The organism is Tianweitania sediminis, assembly GCF_017813335.1.
Classification (GTDB): domain Bacteria; phylum Pseudomonadota; class Alphaproteobacteria; order Rhizobiales; family Rhizobiaceae; genus Tianweitania; species Tianweitania sediminis.
Map to the genome: position 1 here is coordinate 207,020 of NZ_JAGIYY010000001.1, position 18,877 is coordinate 225,896.

General features: G+C 62.5%; 18 protein-coding genes and 1 tRNA gene. 7 read left to right on the forward strand and 12 right to left on the reverse strand.

Features of this window, described 5'->3' with window-relative positions; translation table 11 throughout:
• Positions 1-115 precede the first annotated feature (115 nt).
• The 5 genes from J5Y06_RS00960 to J5Y06_RS00980 form a co-directional block, all read right to left on the reverse strand.
• Positions 116-1,138 carry a glucokinase gene (locus J5Y06_RS00960; RefSeq protein ID WP_209333247.1) on the reverse strand — a complete coding sequence of 341 codons (1,023 nt, stop codon included), beginning with the start codon at positions 1,136-1,138 and terminating at the stop codon, positions 116-118.
• 55 nt (positions 1,139-1,193) lie between these two features.
• Positions 1,194-2,213 carry a penicillin-insensitive murein endopeptidase gene (mepA, locus tag J5Y06_RS00965; RefSeq protein ID WP_245247500.1) on the reverse strand — a complete coding sequence of 340 codons (1,020 nt, stop codon included), beginning with the start codon at positions 2,211-2,213 and terminating at the stop codon, positions 1,194-1,196.
• 88 nt (positions 2,214-2,301) lie between these two features.
• Positions 2,302-3,180: an SDR family NAD(P)-dependent oxidoreductase gene (locus J5Y06_RS00970; RefSeq protein WP_209333248.1), complete on the reverse strand. Its 879-nt coding sequence runs from the start codon at positions 3,178-3,180 to the stop codon at positions 2,302-2,304.
• Between the two features lies 1 nt (position 3,181).
• Positions 3,182-4,333: a tRNA epoxyqueuosine(34) reductase QueG gene (gene queG, locus J5Y06_RS00975; RefSeq protein ID WP_209333249.1), complete on the reverse strand. Its 1,152-nt coding sequence runs from the start codon at positions 4,331-4,333 to the stop codon at positions 3,182-3,184.
• A gap of 4 nt (positions 4,334-4,337) precedes the next feature.
• A complete protein-coding gene (locus J5Y06_RS00980; protein WP_209333250.1) occupies positions 4,338-5,030 on the reverse strand; it encodes a glutathione S-transferase family protein in 693 nt (230 codons plus the stop codon).
• Positions 5,031-5,219: 189 nt separating this feature from the next.
• On the opposite strand from J5Y06_RS00980, the gene J5Y06_RS00985 reads away from it, so the two are divergent.
• Entirely contained in the window at positions 5,220-6,026 is an 807-nt protein-coding gene (locus tag J5Y06_RS00985) for an undecaprenyl-diphosphate phosphatase (RefSeq protein ID WP_209333251.1), read from the forward strand.
• Between the two features lie 16 nt (positions 6,027-6,042).
• On the opposite strand, the gene J5Y06_RS00990 is transcribed toward J5Y06_RS00985, so the two are convergent.
• Positions 6,043-7,017: a complex I NDUFA9 subunit family protein gene (locus J5Y06_RS00990; RefSeq protein WP_209333252.1), complete on the reverse strand. Its 975-nt coding sequence runs from the start codon at positions 7,015-7,017 to the stop codon at positions 6,043-6,045.
• 257 nt (positions 7,018-7,274) lie between these two features.
• On the opposite strand from J5Y06_RS00990, the gene J5Y06_RS00995 reads away from it, so the two are divergent.
• Positions 7,275-7,724, forward strand: a complete 450-nt coding sequence (locus J5Y06_RS00995; protein WP_209333253.1) for a DoxX family protein — start codon at positions 7,275-7,277, stop codon at positions 7,722-7,724.
• A gap of 77 nt (positions 7,725-7,801) precedes the next feature.
• Here the strand turns inward: J5Y06_RS00995 and rpsA are convergent, their stop codons facing one another.
• The 3 genes from rpsA to aroA form a co-directional block, all read right to left on the reverse strand.
• Positions 7,802-9,502, reverse strand: coding sequence for a 30S ribosomal protein S1 (rpsA, locus tag J5Y06_RS01000; protein ID WP_209333254.1), 1,701 nt, complete (start codon positions 9,500-9,502; stop codon positions 7,802-7,804).
• A gap of 202 nt (positions 9,503-9,704) precedes the next feature.
• On the reverse strand, positions 9,705-10,355 hold the full coding sequence (gene cmk / locus J5Y06_RS01005) for a (d)CMP kinase (RefSeq protein ID WP_209333255.1): 651 nt from the start codon (positions 10,353-10,355) through the stop codon (positions 9,705-9,707).
• Between the two features lie 58 nt (positions 10,356-10,413).
• Positions 10,414-11,769: a 3-phosphoshikimate 1-carboxyvinyltransferase gene (gene aroA / locus J5Y06_RS01010; RefSeq protein WP_209333256.1), complete on the reverse strand. Its 1,356-nt coding sequence runs from the start codon at positions 11,767-11,769 to the stop codon at positions 10,414-10,416.
• Between the two features lie 283 nt (positions 11,770-12,052).
• On the opposite strand from aroA, the gene J5Y06_RS01015 reads away from it, so the two are divergent.
• From J5Y06_RS01015 to J5Y06_RS01025, 3 genes are all read left to right on the forward strand, one after another.
• A complete protein-coding gene (locus J5Y06_RS01015; protein WP_209334308.1) occupies positions 12,053-12,451 on the forward strand; it encodes a TIGR02300 family protein in 399 nt (132 codons plus the stop codon).
• 164 nt (positions 12,452-12,615) lie between these two features.
• Positions 12,616-12,691, forward strand: a tRNA-Ala gene (locus J5Y06_RS01020).
• Between the two features lie 124 nt (positions 12,692-12,815).
• Positions 12,816-13,130, forward strand: coding sequence for a hypothetical protein (locus tag J5Y06_RS01025; RefSeq protein ID WP_209333257.1), 315 nt, complete (start codon positions 12,816-12,818; stop codon positions 13,128-13,130).
• Positions 13,131-13,163: 33 nt separating this feature from the next.
• Here J5Y06_RS01025 and J5Y06_RS01030 read toward each other — a convergent pair whose 3' ends face one another.
• Entirely contained in the window at positions 13,164-15,584 is a 2,421-nt protein-coding gene (locus J5Y06_RS01030; protein WP_209333258.1) for a GcvT family protein, read from the reverse strand.
• Positions 15,585-15,775: 191 nt separating this feature from the next.
• Between J5Y06_RS01030 and J5Y06_RS01035 the strand changes: the two genes are divergently transcribed.
• Positions 15,776-16,663: a LysR substrate-binding domain-containing protein gene (locus J5Y06_RS01035; RefSeq protein ID WP_209333259.1), complete on the forward strand. Its 888-nt coding sequence runs from the start codon at positions 15,776-15,778 to the stop codon at positions 16,661-16,663.
• On the opposite strand, the gene J5Y06_RS01040 is transcribed toward J5Y06_RS01035, so the two are convergent.
• Positions 16,664-17,575 carry a 2-dehydropantoate 2-reductase gene (locus J5Y06_RS01040; RefSeq protein ID WP_209333260.1) on the reverse strand — a complete coding sequence of 304 codons (912 nt, stop codon included), beginning with the start codon at positions 17,573-17,575 and terminating at the stop codon, positions 16,664-16,666.
• Positions 17,576-17,579: 4 nt separating this feature from the next.
• Positions 17,580-18,119: a metallophosphoesterase family protein gene (locus tag J5Y06_RS01045; protein WP_209334309.1), complete on the reverse strand. Its 540-nt coding sequence runs from the start codon at positions 18,117-18,119 to the stop codon at positions 17,580-17,582.
• A 454-nt stretch (positions 18,120-18,573) separates the two neighbouring features.
• On the opposite strand from J5Y06_RS01045, the gene J5Y06_RS01050 reads away from it, so the two are divergent.
• Complete coding sequence (locus J5Y06_RS01050; RefSeq protein WP_209333261.1) at positions 18,574-18,858, forward strand: hypothetical protein; 285 nt, start codon at positions 18,574-18,576, stop codon at positions 18,856-18,858.
• Positions 18,859-18,877: the final 19 nt, after the last annotated feature.

Here is an 18,877-nt window from a genome sequence, read left to right on the forward strand (position 1 = left end):
TGTGGCGCCAAACGGGTGGTCCAGGTCTCGTTGATGTGGCTTGGGAAAGCCACCAGAACGACTTCATAAGGAGGTCGGACGCGGTTTGCCAGCCACGAGCGCGCCAGAAAGAAGATCAGGCCTTCCAGCGCCGCCCCTGTGTTTCCACGCCAAACAGGGCGGGCGTGCGCGCAAAGGCGGCGAGCCCCACCAGCGCAGCCATCGGATGTGTGATCACGTAAACCGGCATCGTGCGCAGGAGATGCGTATGGGGCGCCTTGTCTTCGAAGGCTGCACGGAAGGCGCCGGATTTCAGCGCCGGCACGATCTTCTGAGCAATGCCGCCTGTCAGGAACACGCCGCCGCGGCTCATGAACACCAGCGCCAGATCTCCGGCCGTGCGGCCAAGGCAGGTCACGAACATGTCCACTGCTTCAACGGCCACGGGATCGGACTTGTCGAGTGCGGCACCGGTCATGTCAGCCGGCGTTTCCAGCGCCACCGGCTTGTTGTCGGTCAAGGCCACCGCCCGGTACAAGTTCACAAGCCCGCGACCGCACAGGAGCTGCTCGCCCGAAACGCGGCCCTCGATCCGTTCCAGGTGTGGCCAGACGGCGTAGTCCCGCTCCGTGCGCGGCCCTATATCCATGTGGCCACCCTCGCCCGGCACAGGGATCCAGGTGTGGCAGGCATGGATCAGCCCGGCAACGCCCAAACCGGTGCCCGGTCCAAGCACGACACGGCTTGCCACGCCTTCGCTTGGCTCGCCGCCGATCTGTTCGAGATGATCGGCGCCCAATGCGACCACCGCCAGAGCCTGCGCTTCGAAGTCGTTGAGGACGATGAGCTCCGAAAAGCCCAGATCGGCGAACAACGTTCTTGGGCGAACCACCCAAGGGCAGTTGGTGAGCCGGATTTCGTCGCCTTCCACGGGTCCAGCAACGGCAAGCACAGCAGACACAGGACGAAGCGAGGTCTTGTCGAGGATCGATGCCTGGATCGCCTCGTCCAGCGTCGCGAACTCTGCCGTTTTCACGACGGGATACTCTTTCGGCTCCGCGTGCGGGCCGGTCAGGATGGCAAACCGCGCATTGGTGCCGCCAATGTCGCCCACAAGGATCGGGAAATTCAGCACGGTGTCTTCGAAGGGCTTGGCCATGGCGATCTCCTCGTCCGGTGCTGACCTAGCTCGCTTTGAAGGTCGCGCCAAGCGCTTACTGCGCTGGTCGATCGGAAGGAAGCGGTGGCAGACTGGGCAGTTCCTGCATCGCCGATGGGACTGAGGTCGCTTCCACCGGGTCCGCCGTTGCGCTCAAGCCAACCGTCACGGAGGCTTCCGAGCGGGGCGACGGCGCGTCGAGGACGACGCGGCATTCCTTCGGAAGCGCCTTCATCGTCATGACGTCACGGGCACGCGGCTTCTGCGGACCGGTGGCGGGACGCCAAGGCTCTTCCGTGAACCACCAGGCCAGCGACTTGTCGCACCCATCCCCGCTGCCGGTGGATTCCTGCTCCTTGCAGCCGACGGAACCAGCCGGGCAGCCGATGCGCACGTGGAAATGGTAGTCATGTCCCCAGAAAGGCCGGATCTTGTTCAGCCAGCCACGATCGCCCTTCACCGTCTCGCAGAGCTTCTTCTTGATGCCTGGATGCACAAGAATGCGCTCCACATTGCCATAGCTCGCCGCGCGCTTGAGGATCGCGGCATGGGCCGGCGTCCACAAGCGATCGTCAACGGTCAGCCCGCCGTCCTGGATCATCGACTTGGGCGCAAAGCTTTCGCGCTCTGGCACACTCAAGCGGCGATCCGGCATGGGCGTGAACCAGATGTCGGCGTCGAGCCCGATCTGATGCGAGGCGTGGCCGGACAGCATGGGCCCGCCGCGCGGCTGCGACAGGTCGCCGATCATCAGGCCGTTCCACCCATCCTTTGCCGCGCCGTCACGGGCGAGGCGCTCAAGGGTCTGCACGAGCTCAGGATGCCCCCAGCGGCGGTTGCGCGACAAGCGCATGGCCTGCCAGTTCGGTCCATCAACCGAAATCGCTACGCCGCCACTGAAGCAGCCCTTGGAATAAAAGCCATAGGCTTTGGGAGGCATCGCCGCAGGAAGCGGCTTTGATCCGAAAAGATCCTTTGCCAAAGGCTCGGCTGCAGTGGCCGGCACGTGTGGAGCCGAAACGGCCAAGGCCAGGGCCGCGATCACGGCACGGATCCATTTGCTTGCTGGCATCATGGTGGATCGTCCTCCTATGGGAGCTTCCGGAAAAGCCTTCAACCGTGAAGGTTAACGCATCCTTAACAGTGGCCGCAGCGGAACCGCGTTACTGCTCGTCGCGCCATTGCTTGCGTGCGACCATGTCAGACAGAGCGGTGCGGTAGTCGGGATAACGGAACTCATAGCCGGTTTCGCGCAGGCGCGCATTGGAAACCCGCTTGTTGTCGCCATAGAAACTTCGCGCCATGGGCGACATTTCGGCCGCTTCGAAGGGCACCTCAGGCGGCGCTTCGACGCTGAGGAGGCTTGCAGCAAAGGCAACCACATCCTGCGGCGGCGCGGGTTCATTGTCCGTGATGTTGAACGCTCCACCCAGCTCCTTTTGTGCCAGCAAGGCGGTGGCGCCAGCAATGTCGTCCACATGGATGCGGTTGAAGACCTGGTTTGGCTTGATGACCCGCTTGGCCGTGCCTTCCGCCAGATTGACGAGCGCGTTACGGCCCGGCCCGTAGATTCCCGCGAGCCGGAGCAGCGCGACCGGAACACCACGTCCTGCGCCGAAGCGAAGCCAGGCCTCTTCAGCAGCCACACGCTGGCGTCCGCGTGTGGAGGTCGGATCCAGCCGATCGTCTTCCGCAACCCAGTTGCCGCCGCGGTCGCCGTATACGCCGACCGTGGACAGGTAGCCGATCCAACGAAGGGCCGGCGTCCCGACGCCGAGGTCTCCTTCCAGCGCATTCAGCACCGGATCACCCTCAGCAGAAGGCGCAGCGGACAGGATCAGGTGGGTGGTTCTTGCGAGTTCGGCCCGAAGCTCAGGCGTTCCCTGCACCCCGTCGAACACGAGCGGCTCCAAGGCAGCCAGCCGCAGCCTTTCGAGGCGCTCCGGCGAGCGCGTCGTGCCCACCACAGGATGGCCGTCGGCTGACAATCTTCGGCCGATCGCGCGGCCGGAAAAACCGGCACCAAAGATCAGGACGCGCATCTCAGGCTTCTTCCATCACCGGGACGGCAACCTGCCATTCGGACCGCACGGAGGGATCGGTTTCGTTCCCGTGCTTCTGAGCCAGGTGCCGGAAGGCTCCCCGCTCCATCAGGCGGGACAACGCCCAGACGGCAGCACCGCGCACGATCGGATTCGGATCACTGAGGTGCTTCTGGCACGGAACAACGAGGCTCCCGTCAGCCGAATTGCCGGCGGCAACCAGAACATTGCGCAGGAAGCGGTCGCGCCCGATCCGCTTGATCGGCGAGCCGCTGAAGAGTGCGCGGAACCCGGCATCGTCGAGCGCAAGGAGGTCTGCCAAACGCGGCGCCCGAAGATCCGGGCGGGCCGCAAACTTCAGCTCGGCTGCTTGCTGGGCGAACTTGTTCCAGGGGCAAACAGCCAGGCAATCATCGCAGCCATAAATTCGGTTGCCGATCTTTTCGCGGAGCTCGAGGGGGATCGGCCCTTTGTTTTCGATGGTGAGATAGGAAATGCAGCGCCGGGCATCGAGCCTGTAGGGTGCGGGGAAGGCGTTCGTCGGGCACGCGGTCTGGCAGGCGTTGCAGCGCCCGCAATGATCCTCGTCGGCTGCGTCCGCTTCCAGTTCGGCCGTGGTGAAGATCGAGCCCAGAAACAGCCAGGATCCGAACCGTCGGTTGACCAGGTTGGTGTGTTTGCCCTGCCATCCCAGCCCTGCTTTTTCCGCCAGCGGCTTTTCCATCACAGGCGCCGTGTCGACGAAAACCTTGACGTCGGCATCGAGGCGGGCAGCCAGCTTGCCAGCCAGCGTTTTCAGCTTGCCCTTCACCACGTCGTGGTAATCGCGGTTCTGCGCGTAAACGGAAATCGCGCCACGATCCTTCTGCGCATGCACGGCGCGCGGATCGTGATCCGGACCATAGTTCATGCCGAGCATGATGATGCTGCGCACGTCCGGCCAAAGCGTGCCGGGGTCAGCCCTCTCGCTTGAGCGCACTTCCAGCCAGTCCATGGAGCCGTGGTGGCCGTCCGCCAGAAAGGCTTGCAAACGCGCCGGCGCCTGCCGGATCGCGTCAGGACGCACGATCCCAACTGCTTCGAAGCCAACCGCCCTTGCTTCGGCCTCCAAGAAAGACCGCGAGCGCGCTGCCTTTCCGGAAGCGCCAGCCATCGGCTCAGAAATCCAGATCGGCGTAATGCGACACGGGCGAAATGCCGCGCACGCGATCGGTTAGGAGCGGACGGAAGGATGGGCGCGATTTCATGCGCGTGTACCAATCCTTCGCGGCCGGGCATTCCGACCAGTTGATCTCGCCAAGATAGTCGAGCACCGAGAGCACACCGGCGGCGGCCATGTCGGCATAGGTGATCTTGTCGCCGGCGAGCCAATTGCGGGTGCCTGCCAGCCAATTCGTGTATTTCACATGCTGCTTCAGGTTCGAGCGCGCCGTGCGGATTACCGCGGCTTCCGGCGAGCCACCACCTTCGCCGGCCGGCATCAGCGGCTTGAACACCCGTTCGCGCACAAGATGGCGTGTCACTTCGTTTTCGGCCTTGCCCAGATACCAGTCGATCAGCCGGCGGATTTCCGCCCGATCCAGCGAGCTATCGGCAAACAAGCGACGGTCTCGCTTCAGCACGCCACGCGTTTCGTCGACATATTCGGCAATCACCGTACCGCCCGAGATCGGAACATCGCCTTCGGCCAAAAGAACGGGAATTGCGCCCGCGGGGTTCAAGGCAAGGAACTCCTTGCGGCGCGCCCAGGGCTTTTCCTCGATCAAGGCAATCTCTTCGCCGTATTCCGCGAAGATAAGGCGAATGAACCGGCTTGAGGCGGACATTGGGTGATGGAAAAGGGTCAGCATTTCCGCTTTGGTAATGAGAGGCTGGCGATAAACCGTTGAAGCCGTTAAACGGCGCCGGAATGGGAGCGTCGCGCGATTGTCGCTTCTATAAGTTCCCTTGTCCGGCCTGACAAGCAAATGGCTGGGACAAGCTTGGGGTGACAAGGTCCCGCCGCCCTCCCCAGCCTTTCCATCGAGGTACTTTTCATCATGGCAGACCAGTCGATCGTGGAAGCGCTGCTCCTTGGCGCGCTGGAAGGCCTGACCGAGTTTATTCCGGTGTCTTCCACTGGCCATCTGCTGCTGGCTGGCCATTTCCTCGGCTTCGAATCGACAGGCAAGGCCTTTGAAGTTCTGATCCAGCTGGGTGCTATCCTCGCGATCCTGACCGTTTACGCGAGCCGTTTGTGGGAAATCGCGGTGGCACTGCCTCGCAGCCGTCCGGTGCAGCATTTCGTGCTCGGCATCCTGGTCGCCTTTCTTCCCGCCGCCATCATCGGCGCCCTTGCCCATGACTTCATCAAGACGGTGCTGTTTGAATCGCCGATGACCATCTGCATTGCGCTGATCCTCGGCGGCCTGGTTCTGCTTTGGGTCGACCGGCGCGCGGAACAGCCGCGTTATCACGATCTCATCGACTACCCGCTGTCGCTTTGCCTGAAGATCGGCTTCTTCCAGTGCCTTGCGATGATCCCCGGCACGTCAAGGTCGGGTGCGACCATCGTCGGCGCGCTCCTGATGGGCGCCAGCAAGCGTTCGGCGGCCGAGTTCTCGTTTTTTCTCGCCATGCCCACGATGGCCGGCGCTTTCACGCTCGACCTCCTGAAGAACTGGGACGTGCTGACGGCAGCCGACCTTCCGATCATCGGGGCCGGCTTCATTACGGCGTTCATTGTCGGCGTGTTTGTTGTCCGCTCGCTGCTCGATTTCGTGTCGAAGCGCGGCTACGCCCTGTTCGGCTGGTGGCGCCTGGCGGTGGGAACGGTTGGCCTGCTCGCTCTGCTCGCTTTCGGCTGAGCAGAGCGGGGAACGCTCAGGCCTGCTTGCCGACCCGCGTGTATTGCCCGGCCAGTCGGTAGCGCCACAGATAGCTCGGCAACAGGGCGTCGATGGATTCCGGCGTGATGCCGAGGCCCAACAGCGTCCGGCCGGCCTGTTCCGCTTCTGCTGAAACCACATTGTCGCGTTGCAGCAGCTTCACCTGGTCGCTGGTGAGAAGCTTGCCCGGAAGCATGCCCAGAACAGCACCCTGCAGGCGCGCGATCGGCCAGGGGATCGGGATAAAGACGCGCTTGCGGTCGATTACCTGGAGCATGTGTTCCATGCATTCGCGGAACGTGAGGACCTCGGGGCCGCCGAGTTCATAAAGGCCCGGCGCGACGCGATTTTCACCAGCCATGCCGACCACTTCGCCGATATCGCCGGCATAAACCGGTTGTAATCGGGTGTGGCCGCCGCCAAGCAGCGGCAGGAAGGGTGAAATGCGAGCCATGTCGGCGAAGCGGTTGAAGAACTGGTCTTCGGGGCCGAACACGATCGACGGCCGAAGGATCACCGCATCGGGAATCACCTCCCGCACGCCCTGCTCGCCACGCGCCTTGCTTTGCGCATAGCCCGACTCGGAGTTCGGGTCCGCACCGATTGCAGAAATATGCGTCAGGCCTGCGCCCACGGATCGGGCGGCCTCCGCAACCGCACGCGCTCCTTCATCCTGAACCGACGAGAAGCTTTGGCGACCGCTTTCGGCTAGCAGCCCGACGGCGTTGACCACGTAGTCCGCGCCTTCCACGGCACGATCCACAGACCAGCGGTGGCGCAGATTCGCCTGCACGGCATGGATCTGGCCAACATTGCCCAGCGGCTGCACATGGCCGGCCAGTTCCGGCCTGCGGCACGCGACGCGCACCTGGAAGCCCCGTTTTGCCAGCGAGCGAACGATGTAACGGCCAAGGAAGCCCGAGCCGCCGAATACCGTTGCAAGCTTCGGGGTGGACTTGATGGTGGTCATTGTCTGGGTCTCCGGCGCGGATGCCTGTGCTGGGCAGCGATATATGCGCTTTCCTCGGCGAGGCAAAGCGCGTCTTGCCGCTCTTGTCAGTGCTTTTCAACGCGCTTGAAGGATGCTCTGTCCCGCGAGGGATGAACTTCAGCCCAACAGCCGTCGAACAGTGCGTCTCAACGTTTCAAGGCTTGGTGAGTTGACGTTGCATCGGCTTTCGCCTTGGTCGCGGGTGTATCACCCTCTTGATCCGGAGCTTATTCCACATGCAACCGACCCCCGCGACGTCGTCGCGCCTGTTTATCCCCGCGCTCGGCCGCTTTTACCTTTTCGCCCACGACGGCGTCGAAACGCTGCTGCGCGTGGTGGTTGGCCTTGCCCTTGTCACCCATGGAACAGGCAAAATCGCGAACCCTTTCGGAGCGGCCGGAATGGTGGAAAGCCTCGGCTTTTATCCGGGCTCCTTGTGGTCGCTGCTTCTGGCCTGCACCGAGTTCTTCGGCGGCATCTTCATCGCCATCGGCTTCCTGACCCGCCCTTCCGCCTTCGCCGCCTTCGTGGTCTTGATGGTGACCGTATATTTCCACTGGATCGTCCAGAATGAGGGCTATTCGGGCGCCGAGCTGTCGATCATCTGGGCCGCCGTAATGCTGTTCTTCGCCGTGCGCGGCGCCAATCGCTACTCAGTGGACGCGAAGATCGGGCGGGCCTTCTGAACTGAGCCAGCCGCAAGACAACAAAAAACCCGCCGGATCGCTCCGGCGGGTTTTTATTTTCGATCGTGAACCGGAGCTTAGTTGCCGCCGCGGTTCTTGAGGGCCGCGCCCAGGATGTCGCCGAGCGACGCGCCGGAGTCTGTGGAACCGTATTGAGCCACGGCTTCCTTTTCTTCGAAGATTTCCAGCGCCTTGATGGAAACCTGCAGCTTGCGAGTCTTCTTGTCGAAGGCGATGACGCGCGCGTCCACCTTCTGGCCGACCGAGAAGCGCTCCGGACGCTGCTCATCGCGGTCACGCGACAAGTCGGCGCGACGGATGAAGCTGTCGATGTCGTGGTCAACGAGGCGAACCTCGATGCCGCCATCGGTGATCGCCGTCACTTCACAGGTCACAACCGCGTTCTTGCGCAGTTCACCCGAGGAAGCTGCTTCACCAACGGCATCCTTGCCGAGTTGCTTGATCCCGAGCGAGATGCGCTCCTTCTCGACATCGACGTCGAGAACCTGTGCCTGCACCATGTCACCGCGGTTGAACTCCTCGATGACCTGCTCGCCCGGACGGTTCCAGTCGAGATCCGACAGGTGGACCATGCCATCGACATCGCCATCGAGACCGATGAACAGGCCGAACTCGGTCTTGTTCTTGACCTCGCCTTCGACCTGGCTGCCAACCGGATGGTTGCGTGCGAAGGCTTCCCATGGGTTCTCGAGCGTCTGCTTGAGACCGAGGGAGATGCGGCGCTTGGACGGATCGACCTCGAGCACGACAACATCGACAGCCTGCGTGGTCGACAGGATCTTGCCCGGATGGACGTTCTTCTTCGTCCAAGACATTTCCGACACGTGGATCAGGCCTTCGATGCCCGGCTCCAGCTCAACAAACGCACCGTAATCGGTGATGTTCGTGACGGTGCCGGAGATCTTCTTTCCGATGGGGAACTTGGTGCCGATGTCGGACCACGGATCGCTCTCGAGCTGCTTCATGCCGAGCGAGATACGATGGGTTTCCTGGTTGATGCGGATGATCTGCACCTTGACCGTCTGACCGATGTTGAGGATCTCGGTCGGATGGTTGACGCGGCGCCAGGCCATGTCGGTGACATGGAGCAGGCCGTCGATGCCGCCCAGATCAACGAACGCACCGTAATCGGTGATGTTCTTGACCACACCCTCGACCACCTGACCCTCTTCGAGGTTCTGGACGATCTCGGACCGCTGTTCAGCGCGCGACTCTTCAAGAACCGTGCGGCGTGAAACAACGATGTTGCCGCGACGACGATCCATCTTCAGGATCTCGAACGGCTGCGGGTTGTGCATCAGCGGGGTGACGTCGCGGATCGGGCGGATATCAACCTGGGAGCGCGGCAGGAACGCCACTGCGCCGTCGAGATCGACCGTGAAGCCGCCCTTGACCTGGTTGAAGATGACGCCTTCGACGCGCTCGCCGGCGTTGAACTTCTCTTCCAGGCGAACCCAGCTTTCTTCGCGGCGAGCCTTGTCGCGCGACAGCATGGCTTCGCCCAGCGCGTTTTCGATGCGCTCGACGTAAACTTCAACGGTGTCGCCCACCTTGAGCTGACCGTCCTTTGCCTTGGCGCCGAATTCTTTCAGCGGCACGCGGCCTTCGACCTTCAGGCCGACATCGATGATCGCCATGTCCTTTTCGATGGCGGTCACGGTTCCCCGGACAACGGCGCCCTCGGTGGAAGCGTTTTCAGAAAACGACTCTTCGAGAAGGCTTGCAAAATCGTCGCGGGATGGATTGGCTTTCGACATATAATCTCCTGGAGGCCGCGTGTCCCGTATCCCGGGTGCGGCAGCGCCATGGGTTTGCGTTGCGTTTGCCTGCCGAACATCCCGGGCATCTTGGTGCCCTGCCGCTTGTCGGCGGCTGGTTCGGCGCAGTGGAATGCAGGCAGGCGGTTTCAATCTCGATCGGCGGTTCGGTTCCCGCAGGGGAACCGAAAACGTGCCGAAGCTAGATCTTGCGTTCGGCAGCCAGAGCGTCGTTGATGATCACTTTGGCTGCTGAAAACGCGGCTTCTATATCCATTTGCGACGTATCCAGCAAGTAGGCGTCGACAGCTGGTCGCAAGGGCGAGTCGTCGCGAGCCATGTCCCGCGCGTCTCGGCGCTCGATGTCGGCGAGGATGGCGTCGAAATCATCGCTGCCGTTCTTGGCGAGCAGTTCCTCGTGTCGTCGCCGTGCGCGAACCGGTGCGGCAGCGGTAACGTAAAGCTTCACCTTGGCCTGCGGGCACACAACCGTGCCGATGTCGCGCCCGTCGAGCACAGCTCCAGGCATTGCCGACGCAAACTCCCGCTGCTTGTCGACCAGGATGCGCCGAACGGAGGGCATCACCGCGATCTTGGAAGCGGCTTCTCCGATCTCGTGCTGCGACAGGGTCGTGCGATCGAGGTCATGGAGATCGACCTGCCGCGCCGCCGTTTCGGCAGCCGACAGGTTTTCGAGCGGCAGGCCGTGCTGCAACAGGCGATGCGCCGTTGCCCGATAGGTCAAACCCGTGTCGAGGTGGCGCAAGCCGAGATTTGCCGCGAGCCTGCGCGCCAGCGTCCCTTTTCCGGATGCTGCCGGGCCGTCGATCGCGATGATGAGAGGGGTCTGCATCGTGGGCTCAGATCCAACCTGCACGCATGATGTTTGATCCTTTCGCGCCAGCGCCTGCTTACGCAGCCCGGTCGGTCTGGATTTCGGCACCAAGGCCCGTCATCAAATCCATGAATTCGGGAAAGCTCGTGCTAATCATCGTTTGATCATCCACCGTGACGGCTTTCTCGGCGGCAAGGCCCATCACCAGAAACGCCATGGCGATGCGGTGATCGAGATGCGTGGCGACGGTGCCGCCGCCGAGTCCTTTTCCATCAGGCTGACCGGTCACCGACAAGGACGCTTCGCCTTCGCGGCATTCGACCCCGTTCGCCTTCAGGCCAGCGGCCACCGCGGCGAGCCGATCCGATTCCTTCACCCGCAGTTCGTCCAGACCCTCCATCACCGTTGTGCCTTCCGCAAAAGCGGCTGCCACGGCCAGCACCGGGTATTCATCGATCATGGAGGGCGCGCGCTCCGGCGGAACGACCACGCCGCGCAGATCGGACGAACGGACCCGCAGATCCGCCACGTCCTCACCGCCGGCACTGCGGCGGTCGAGGAGATCGATCGAAGCACCCATCTCCTGCAGGGTGAGGATCAGGCCCGTGCGGGTTGGGTTCATCAGGACATTCTCGATCACGATGTCCGAGCCCGGCACCAGAAGGGCGGCCACCAACGGAAAGGCGGCCGAAGACGGGTCGCCCGGCACGGCAATGACCTGCCCGGTGAGCCGGCCCTGGCCCTGAATGCGAATGGTCCGCAGGCCATTTGCGTCCGTTTCCACCTCCAGCTCGGCACCAAAGCCGCGCAGCATCTTTTCCGTATGGTCCCGCGTCATCACCGGCTCAAGCACCGTGGTGACGCCCGGCGTGTTCAGGCCGGCGAGCAGAACGGCCGACTTCACCTGCGCCGATGCCATGGGCACGCGATAGGTGATCGGCGCTGCGTGTTTTGGTCCGCGCAAGGTGATCGGCATGCGATCGCCCTCGGCCGCGCGCAGCACCTGCACGCCCATTTCCCGCAAAGGGTCGAGCACGCGCGCCATTGGCCGCTTGGACAAGGACGCGTCGCCAACAAAGGTGGTTTCCATGTCGTAGGTGCCCACCAAACCCATGGTCAGCCGCGATCCCGTGCCGGCATTACCGAAATCAAGCGGGGCTTCCGGTTGCAAAAGGCAGCCATTGCCGGTGCCCTGGATCACCCATTCGTCTCCGGTCCGGCTGATCACCGCGCCCATCGCCTTCATGGCTTCACCGGTGCGCAGCACATCCTCGCCTTCCAAAAGGCCGGTGATGCGTGTTTCACCGGATGCCAGCCCGCCAAACATGAAGGCCCGGTGGGAAATTGACTTGTCGCCAGGCACGCGCACGCGGCCCTTCAACGGCGCGCCCTTATGCGCGGTGGCTGGCCTGGCTTGGGTTGAATGCGACATGGGCGGAGCTTCTGGTGCTTGCACGGGTGGACACTGAGTGAGCGCCTCCTAACACCCTTTGGGGAACCGGTCATCCCTGGTTGCCCCTGCTGTTTCCCGCCTTTCCAGGCCCTGCGTTGCCCACTCTTTCGCGCGAGCCCGGCAACACCGGGCCGGTGCCGGTCCAAAGCCTTTGACAGGTGGGGGAACTGTTTGTATGGGGACCCCACTTTTTCAACAGGACTGGCATGAGCATTCCCGGCGGAGGGGAGTGCCGCATGGCTCCATGAGACACGAGGCAACCGTGGCAAATCCAGAGCTGGGCACCAAGCGTGTCTGCCCCGAAACCGGGCGCAAGTTCTACGATCTCAACAAAGATCCGATCGTTTCGCCTTATACCGGCAAGAGCTATCCTTTGAGCTTCTTTGAAACCACCGCGGCGCCGACGCGCGCTGCGGCCCGTGCCGAAGAACCGGAAGAGAAGCCTGAAACGGAAGAGGCCGAAGATGCGGTCGAAACCATTTCGCTGGATGATGTCGACGAAGAGGGCAAGGACGACGAGAACCTGCCGGACATCGACGAAGACGAAGATGACGTGGATCTCGGCGACGATGACGACGACACCTTCCTTGAAGACGAGGAAGATGAAGACGACGACATGAACGACATCGTGCGCGGCGGCGACGACGAGGACGAGGTCTAGGACCTGCCCAAGCGGCAGCCCTGGCATCCCCGCCCAACTGCTTTTACGACGAACCTTCTCGCGAGGGCTTGATCTTCGCGAGAAGCACGGCTAGAAGCCGCGCACCACGATGGCACCGACCGTCTGGCCAGCACCAAACGGCGACACAAGCGCCGTAAAAATCTGGGGCCATAGCTCAGCTGGGAGAGCGCCTGCATGGCATGCAGGAGGTCAGCGGTTCGATCCCGCTTGGCTCCACCATTTCCCTTCCAGAATGTTCCCTCTCATTTGCTTCGAGGCCGAAGCGGCGCTTCGACGGAACGCAGTGCCGGCTCACGGGTTGTTCCGCGCGGTGCAAAGGGTGCCGCGTTTTCAGGAGCAAGCCATGTCTGACGACAGCACAATCACCCTCGTGGGAACCTTCGCGACGCGCGAAGCCGCTGATATCGCGATTGAACACCTGGTGCAGGATTACGGTGTCGAGCGCACGGATGTCTTCGTGCAGGCTTCCGATGCCGAAAACTCGGCCGGAACACAGGTGTCCGGCGGTGATGCTTCCGAGGACGACGCAGAAGGCTCGAAATTCGAGCCCGCGCTCAGCGGCTCCATCACCGTATCGGCCGACATCAGCAAGGACGAGCTCGATCGCGCCCGCACGGCCTTCAAGGACGCAGGCGCAATAAAGATCGATACCAAGTAAGCGGCTCCCGCTGGCTGTACGACGACCGCGATCTCATGCGCGAAGCTTGCGGCCTTCCGGGTCAAACGGCGGCTCGTGCAGGATCACGGCCTTGTGCGGGCGCCCCAGAATGGCGACCGTGACCTCATCGCCGGGCCCAGCGCGGTCGGCCTTCACATAGCCCAGCGCCAGGGAACGTCCCACCGAAAAGCCGTACGCGCCGGATGTCACGTTGCCGAGCGGCGTGCCGTCCGGCAGGAACACCGGCTCACCGCCTGTGGCGTCCGCGTCATCCACCTCGATGGCAAACATCACCAGGCGGTCGCGCGCCGGCTTTTCGGCTATGGCGACATAAGCGTCGCGGTTGAGGAAAGGCCCCTTGTCGAGCTTCACCAGCCGGGCGAAGCCCACTTCCTGCGGCCAGTATTCCGGCGAATATTCGCGACCCCAGCTGCCATAGCCCTTTTCAACGCGCAGCGACATCAGCGCTCGTGAGCCGACAGGGCCACCACCAACCGATCGCACCGCGGCAAGCAGCGCGTTGTAAAGCCTGGCTTGGTCTTCGACCATGCAGTGCAATTCCCAGCCGAGGTCGCCGGTAAAGGAAACACGCAGCGCCAGAACCTCCACGCCGGCGACCGTGATCTCCTGCGAGCGCATGAAGGGAAAGGCTTTGGTTGAAAGATCCGCGTCCGTAAGACCCGCCAGCACGTCCCGGGCGAGCGGACCGGCGATGTTGAAGCCGCACAGCGCTTCCGTTTGGGATGTGAAGGTGGTGCCTTCCGGCAGCGGCACGGCACGGAAGAAGCGCGAGTGGTAGCGCTCGGCCATGCCGGAGCCGATCACCATGAACTCATGCTCGGCAAGGCGGGTCACCGTGAAGTCGCCGGCAATGCCGCCGCGCACCCCGATCAAGGGCGACAGGCAGGAGCGGCCGGCGGCCGTTGGCATGCGGTTCGCGAGAAGAGCGTTCAGCCAGCTTTCCGCGCCCGGGCCTTTCACGCGATATTTGGCATAGTTGGAGATGTCGATGACGCCGACGCGTTCGCGCAACATCTTGACTTCGCGACCCACCGGGCCCCACCAGTTCTGGCGCTTGAAGCCGATTGTTTCCTCCGTCGGCTCGCCTTCGGCCGCGTACCACAGTGGGTGTTCCCAGCCGTAGTTTAGGCCGAAAACGCCGCCCATGGCTTTCTGCATCGCGTGGACCGGACGTGTCCGTACCGGCCGGCCTGCGGCGCGTTCCTCGTTGGGGAAGTGGATCTTGAAGCGATGCGCGTATTGGTCCTGCACGCGCGCCTTCGTGAACGCCTTGTCCGCCCATGAGCCGAAGCGGGCGAGATCCCAGCCGAACATGTCGAGCGTCGGCTCGCCTTCAACGATCCATTCAGCCGACAGGCGGCCCAGGCCGCCGGATTGCGAGAAGCCCGGAATAATGCCGTTGCAGCAAAAGTAGTTGGAAAGCTCAGGCACGGGTCCGAACAAGGCCGCACTGTCGGGCGACCAGATCATCGGCCCATTGATGACGCGCTTGATGCCCGTTTCGCCAACCGCCGGCACACGCTCGATGGCGCGCATCATGTTTTCTTCAATGCGCTCGAGGTCATCCGCGAAAAGCTCGTGGCCAAAATCAAGCGGCGTACTGTCTTCTGCCCAGAACTTCATGCGCCGCTCATAGGCGCCGACCAAGAGACCCAGCCCCTCCTGGCGCAGGTAATATTCGCCATCGCGATCCGCCACTGAAGGCAGGCGATGGCCCATCTCAGCGATGGCGGGGATGGTCTCCGTGACGAAATACTGGTGTTCGGTTGGGATCAGCGGCAGCGTGACGCCGGCCATCGCGGCGACTTCACGCGCCCATAGCCCGGCGGCATTCACCACCCATTGGGTCTTGATCTCGCCCTTGGGTGTACGGACGACCCAGCTTCCGTCACCCTGCTGATTGGTCGCCGTTACCGGCGTGAAGCGATGGATTTCCGCGCCACGCTGGCGCGCGCCGGCTGCATAGGCTGCCGTGACGCCCGACGGATCGACATTGCCGCCTTCCGGTTCGAACATGATGCAGCGGATGCCGTTGAAGTCGACTAGGGGATGTAGCCGCTCGGCTTCGTCACGCGTCACTTCGTAGAAGTTCATGCCGTAGCGGCGGGCCTTGGCTTCCTGAAGCCGCAACTGGTGCTCTCGCGCCTCCGTTTGGGCGAGATAGAGCGAGCCCGGCTGAAAGACGCCGCAGCTTTGGCCGGTTTCCTTTTCGAGCTCCTTGTAGAGCCCCATCGTGTAATGCTGCAGCCGGCTGATGTTCGTGCTGTCGTGGAGCCCATGAATGTTTGCCGCTGCGTGCCAGGTCGAGCCAGAGGTGAGTTCGTCGCGCTCCAAAAGCACGACATCAGTCCAGCCGAGCTTGGTCAGATGGTAAAGGATCGAACAGCCGATCAGCCCGCCGCCGATCACCACCGCCTGAGCATGCGTGCGCATGGAAACGTTCCTCCGAGCCAGTTCCGCTGGCTGCGTTGTAGCGCAGGCCGTGCCTTGCCTGTTTTGATTAAATCTAGGGCTATGACTTCCAGAAAATGAGGGCATTGCATCGGGGCATCCAGCAAATGCTCTGAAAACAACCGCTGAGGGGTCGAACAACAAGGGGCAACTGTGCTTGTCTTGGTGTCACCATGAAGCCCGCCGCCCCGCTCACCTATATCCGCTCCTTTGAGGCCTCCGCCCGGCACCTCAGCTTCACCGCTGCGGCTGTGGAACTGGGCTACACGCAGGCTGCCATCAGCAGCCATGTGAGGGCGCTGGAAAAGCTGATCGGCCGCCCGCTCTTTGTTCGTTACCCGCGCAGCCTTCGTCTGACCGAAATGGGTGAGGCCTTTTTGCCGACGCTGCGCCAAGCGCTCGATCAGATCCAGGATGCCACGGACGCCATCATCGCATCGGCCAAGAACCGCACCGTCGTGATTTCGGCTCCGATCAGCCTTGCGGAGAACTGGCTGCCGCGGTGCCTGGCAGAATTTCGGAGGACGTATCGCGATATCGAGCTTGTTTTACACGGGACTGTTTGGGAAGAGGCCGACCGGACGGTGCCGGACATCACCATCACCGTTGACCGGTTCGACCATCGCCCCGCCGACAGCGTCGCCTTGTGGAACGATCCGCTCGCGCTGCTTTGCGCACCCTCGCTTGCCGCCGAACTCCGGTCGCCCTCCGATCTTCTCCAATTCGATTGGATCGCCGTGCACAGCCGGCAGGAATATTGGCGGCAGTTCTGCGAGGCGCTGGAGCTTGATCCCGCCCGGCAGCGCAAATCCTTCACCACCAATGTTTCCAACATCGCCATGGAGCTGGCGGTTGCGGGGGCAGGTTGCACGGCAGCCCAGCTGTCGATCGCCGAAACCTATCTGCAGCGCGGCTTGCTTGTGGAGCCCTTTGCGGTGCGCCCCGCCAGTCCGTGGACTTATTACCTGGTGGAAAGCGCCCGTGCGAAAGGGCCGGTCGTGCGCGTGGTTCGCGACTGGATCACCAATTGGGCCGAGCGGTATCGCTCGTCCCCCGCTTGATCATTCCGAACCATCCAGCTTGTGGCCGCTCGCGCCGCTGATCAGGGCCAGAATGGTGCGGTTTATCGGCACCGGCACACCCAGCCGGTCAGCGGTCGCGACCACCGCACCGGTGATGTATTCATATTCAAGCGGTCGACCTAGCAGCCGGTCGTACAGCATGGACGAACCGCCACCCGGGGCGTCGGCGAAGCCTGCGAGATTTCGCTCCACATCCTCATTGGTGAGCTTGGCTCCGGCTGCCCGTGCCACAGCCACGACCTCCCTGCCGAGTTCGCGCACCACGGGCGCAACGAGCGGTTCTGTTGTGACCGTAAGGCGGCGAAGCGTCAGCGAGGTGACGGGATTGACCATCGCGTTCGACATCAGCTTCTTCCAGGAAACCGTGAGAAAGTCATCCACCGCTTCGACCTTGAAGGTCGATCCGGTGAAGAGTTCGGCAAAGGCTTCGGACTGCCCGCCGGCCGGGACGGTGATGTGCGCCCGGCCGTGATGGACAATGTAGCCCGGCTTCTTGCGCTCCACCGAGCACACGATGATGGATGGGATCACAGGTGCACCGGCGCCAAGCAGCGGGCGCACGCGCGCCTCGTGATCAATGCCGTTCTGGATCATCACGGTTACGGTTTCCTGGCCACTCAGCGCGGCGAACCATTCCGCGGCGCCGGCAACATCCTGCGCCTTGGTTGTGACAAGGATCCAGTCGACGGGACCGACATCAGCCGGATCGGAGGCGATCCGCACGGGCACCTCCATCTCTTCGCCTTTTTCAACGATCACCAGCTTTTCAAAGGGTGTGCGGACACACAGCACGACGCCATGCCTGGGTGCGAGTTGGCTGGCGACATAGCCACCGATCGCCCCGCTGCCGATGATGGCGATCTTCCTCGGCTCCGTGTTGGTCGTGTTCACAGGATCAAATCTCGTTTTTCTTTGCTCTGGACGTTGCGCCCTGCGCCTTGCCACGTTTGCGGCTCGCGACCACCTGTTCAAGCGTCACAGGCCGAAGCCGCTGTGGATCGACCCCCACATCGAACTGCCGCGTCCCGGGTGACAAGCGTCCATGCGAGTGACCATGCAGGTTGATGGCCTTTCTGCCCATGCCGTTCCAGGTCCTGAAGGGGTAATGACACAGGACCAGCCGCTGATCGCCGAGAAGCAGTTCCTTGTAGTGCGCGACGCTTGTCCAACCGGAAGCCTCGGCGGTTTCCACGGGATCGTTGTTGCCGATGATCAGGTGTTTGTGGCCGTTCAGGCGCGACAGGAGGTTTTCGACGTGGAGCCGGGTGCCGCGGGCAAAATCGCCAAGATGCCAGACCTCATCGCGAGGGCCGACGAGCTCGTTCCAGGTGGCGATCAGCGCCGCGTCATGATCTTCTGTGCTCGCGAAAGGTCGACGATCGATCCTGAGCACACGCGGATCGCTGAAATGCGTGTCGGCGGTGAAGAAGATCATGCGAACGAGGAGGCCAGACGCTTCATGCAGGAGTTCCAAAAACAAAAGGTCGGCACAGGGCCGACCTCTTGGTGTGTATCACCGCAGCGCGCCAGTCCATCCGTGGTCGCGCTTCGCTGACTAGCAGGATCACACAATAAGATCGTTAACATATGGTTAACATCGGTATCGCTGGCGAACCGGCGTTGCCATTTTCGTCCTTCTGTTTGTTTCTCGAACTGCGTTCCGCCCCTTCTACTTCAAGGAGGCGGAACTGACGTTCGGTTACAGCCGACCGGAGTTCTGTTTCCTTTCGCGGAACTGCCCGCGTTTAACCTATTTCCGAATTCGCCTAAGTACTGGATTGAAAGGCCAACGTCCTTTTGCAAGACTGCCTTCTGCTGACATGGATGGACAGGCAACACCAAGTCCGTTTCGGCACGATCGCACCAGTCGCAACTGGGGAGGGCCGGGAATGAAAGAGCGCAACCGCGCTAAGCAGCGGCGCAAAGAGCGTCGTCTCGCGAGGAAGTTGTTCAAGTCAGGCACCAAGCAACCGCCGGAGGTTTTTGTCGCCTACCTGCAGGGCCTGGTTCGGGGAACCGAACTGCGCCAGGCGCAGGAACTCGCTATCCGCGACATCCCGATGATGGACATCTTCGGACAGCGTGTTTCCGGCCTCGGGGTGGTGCGCGCTTCGGCGGATGAGGGCGAATACGACGCCCTCGGTGCAAAGGAACCGGATCTGATCCTGCACTGAGCCACAGCGTGGCGATCCT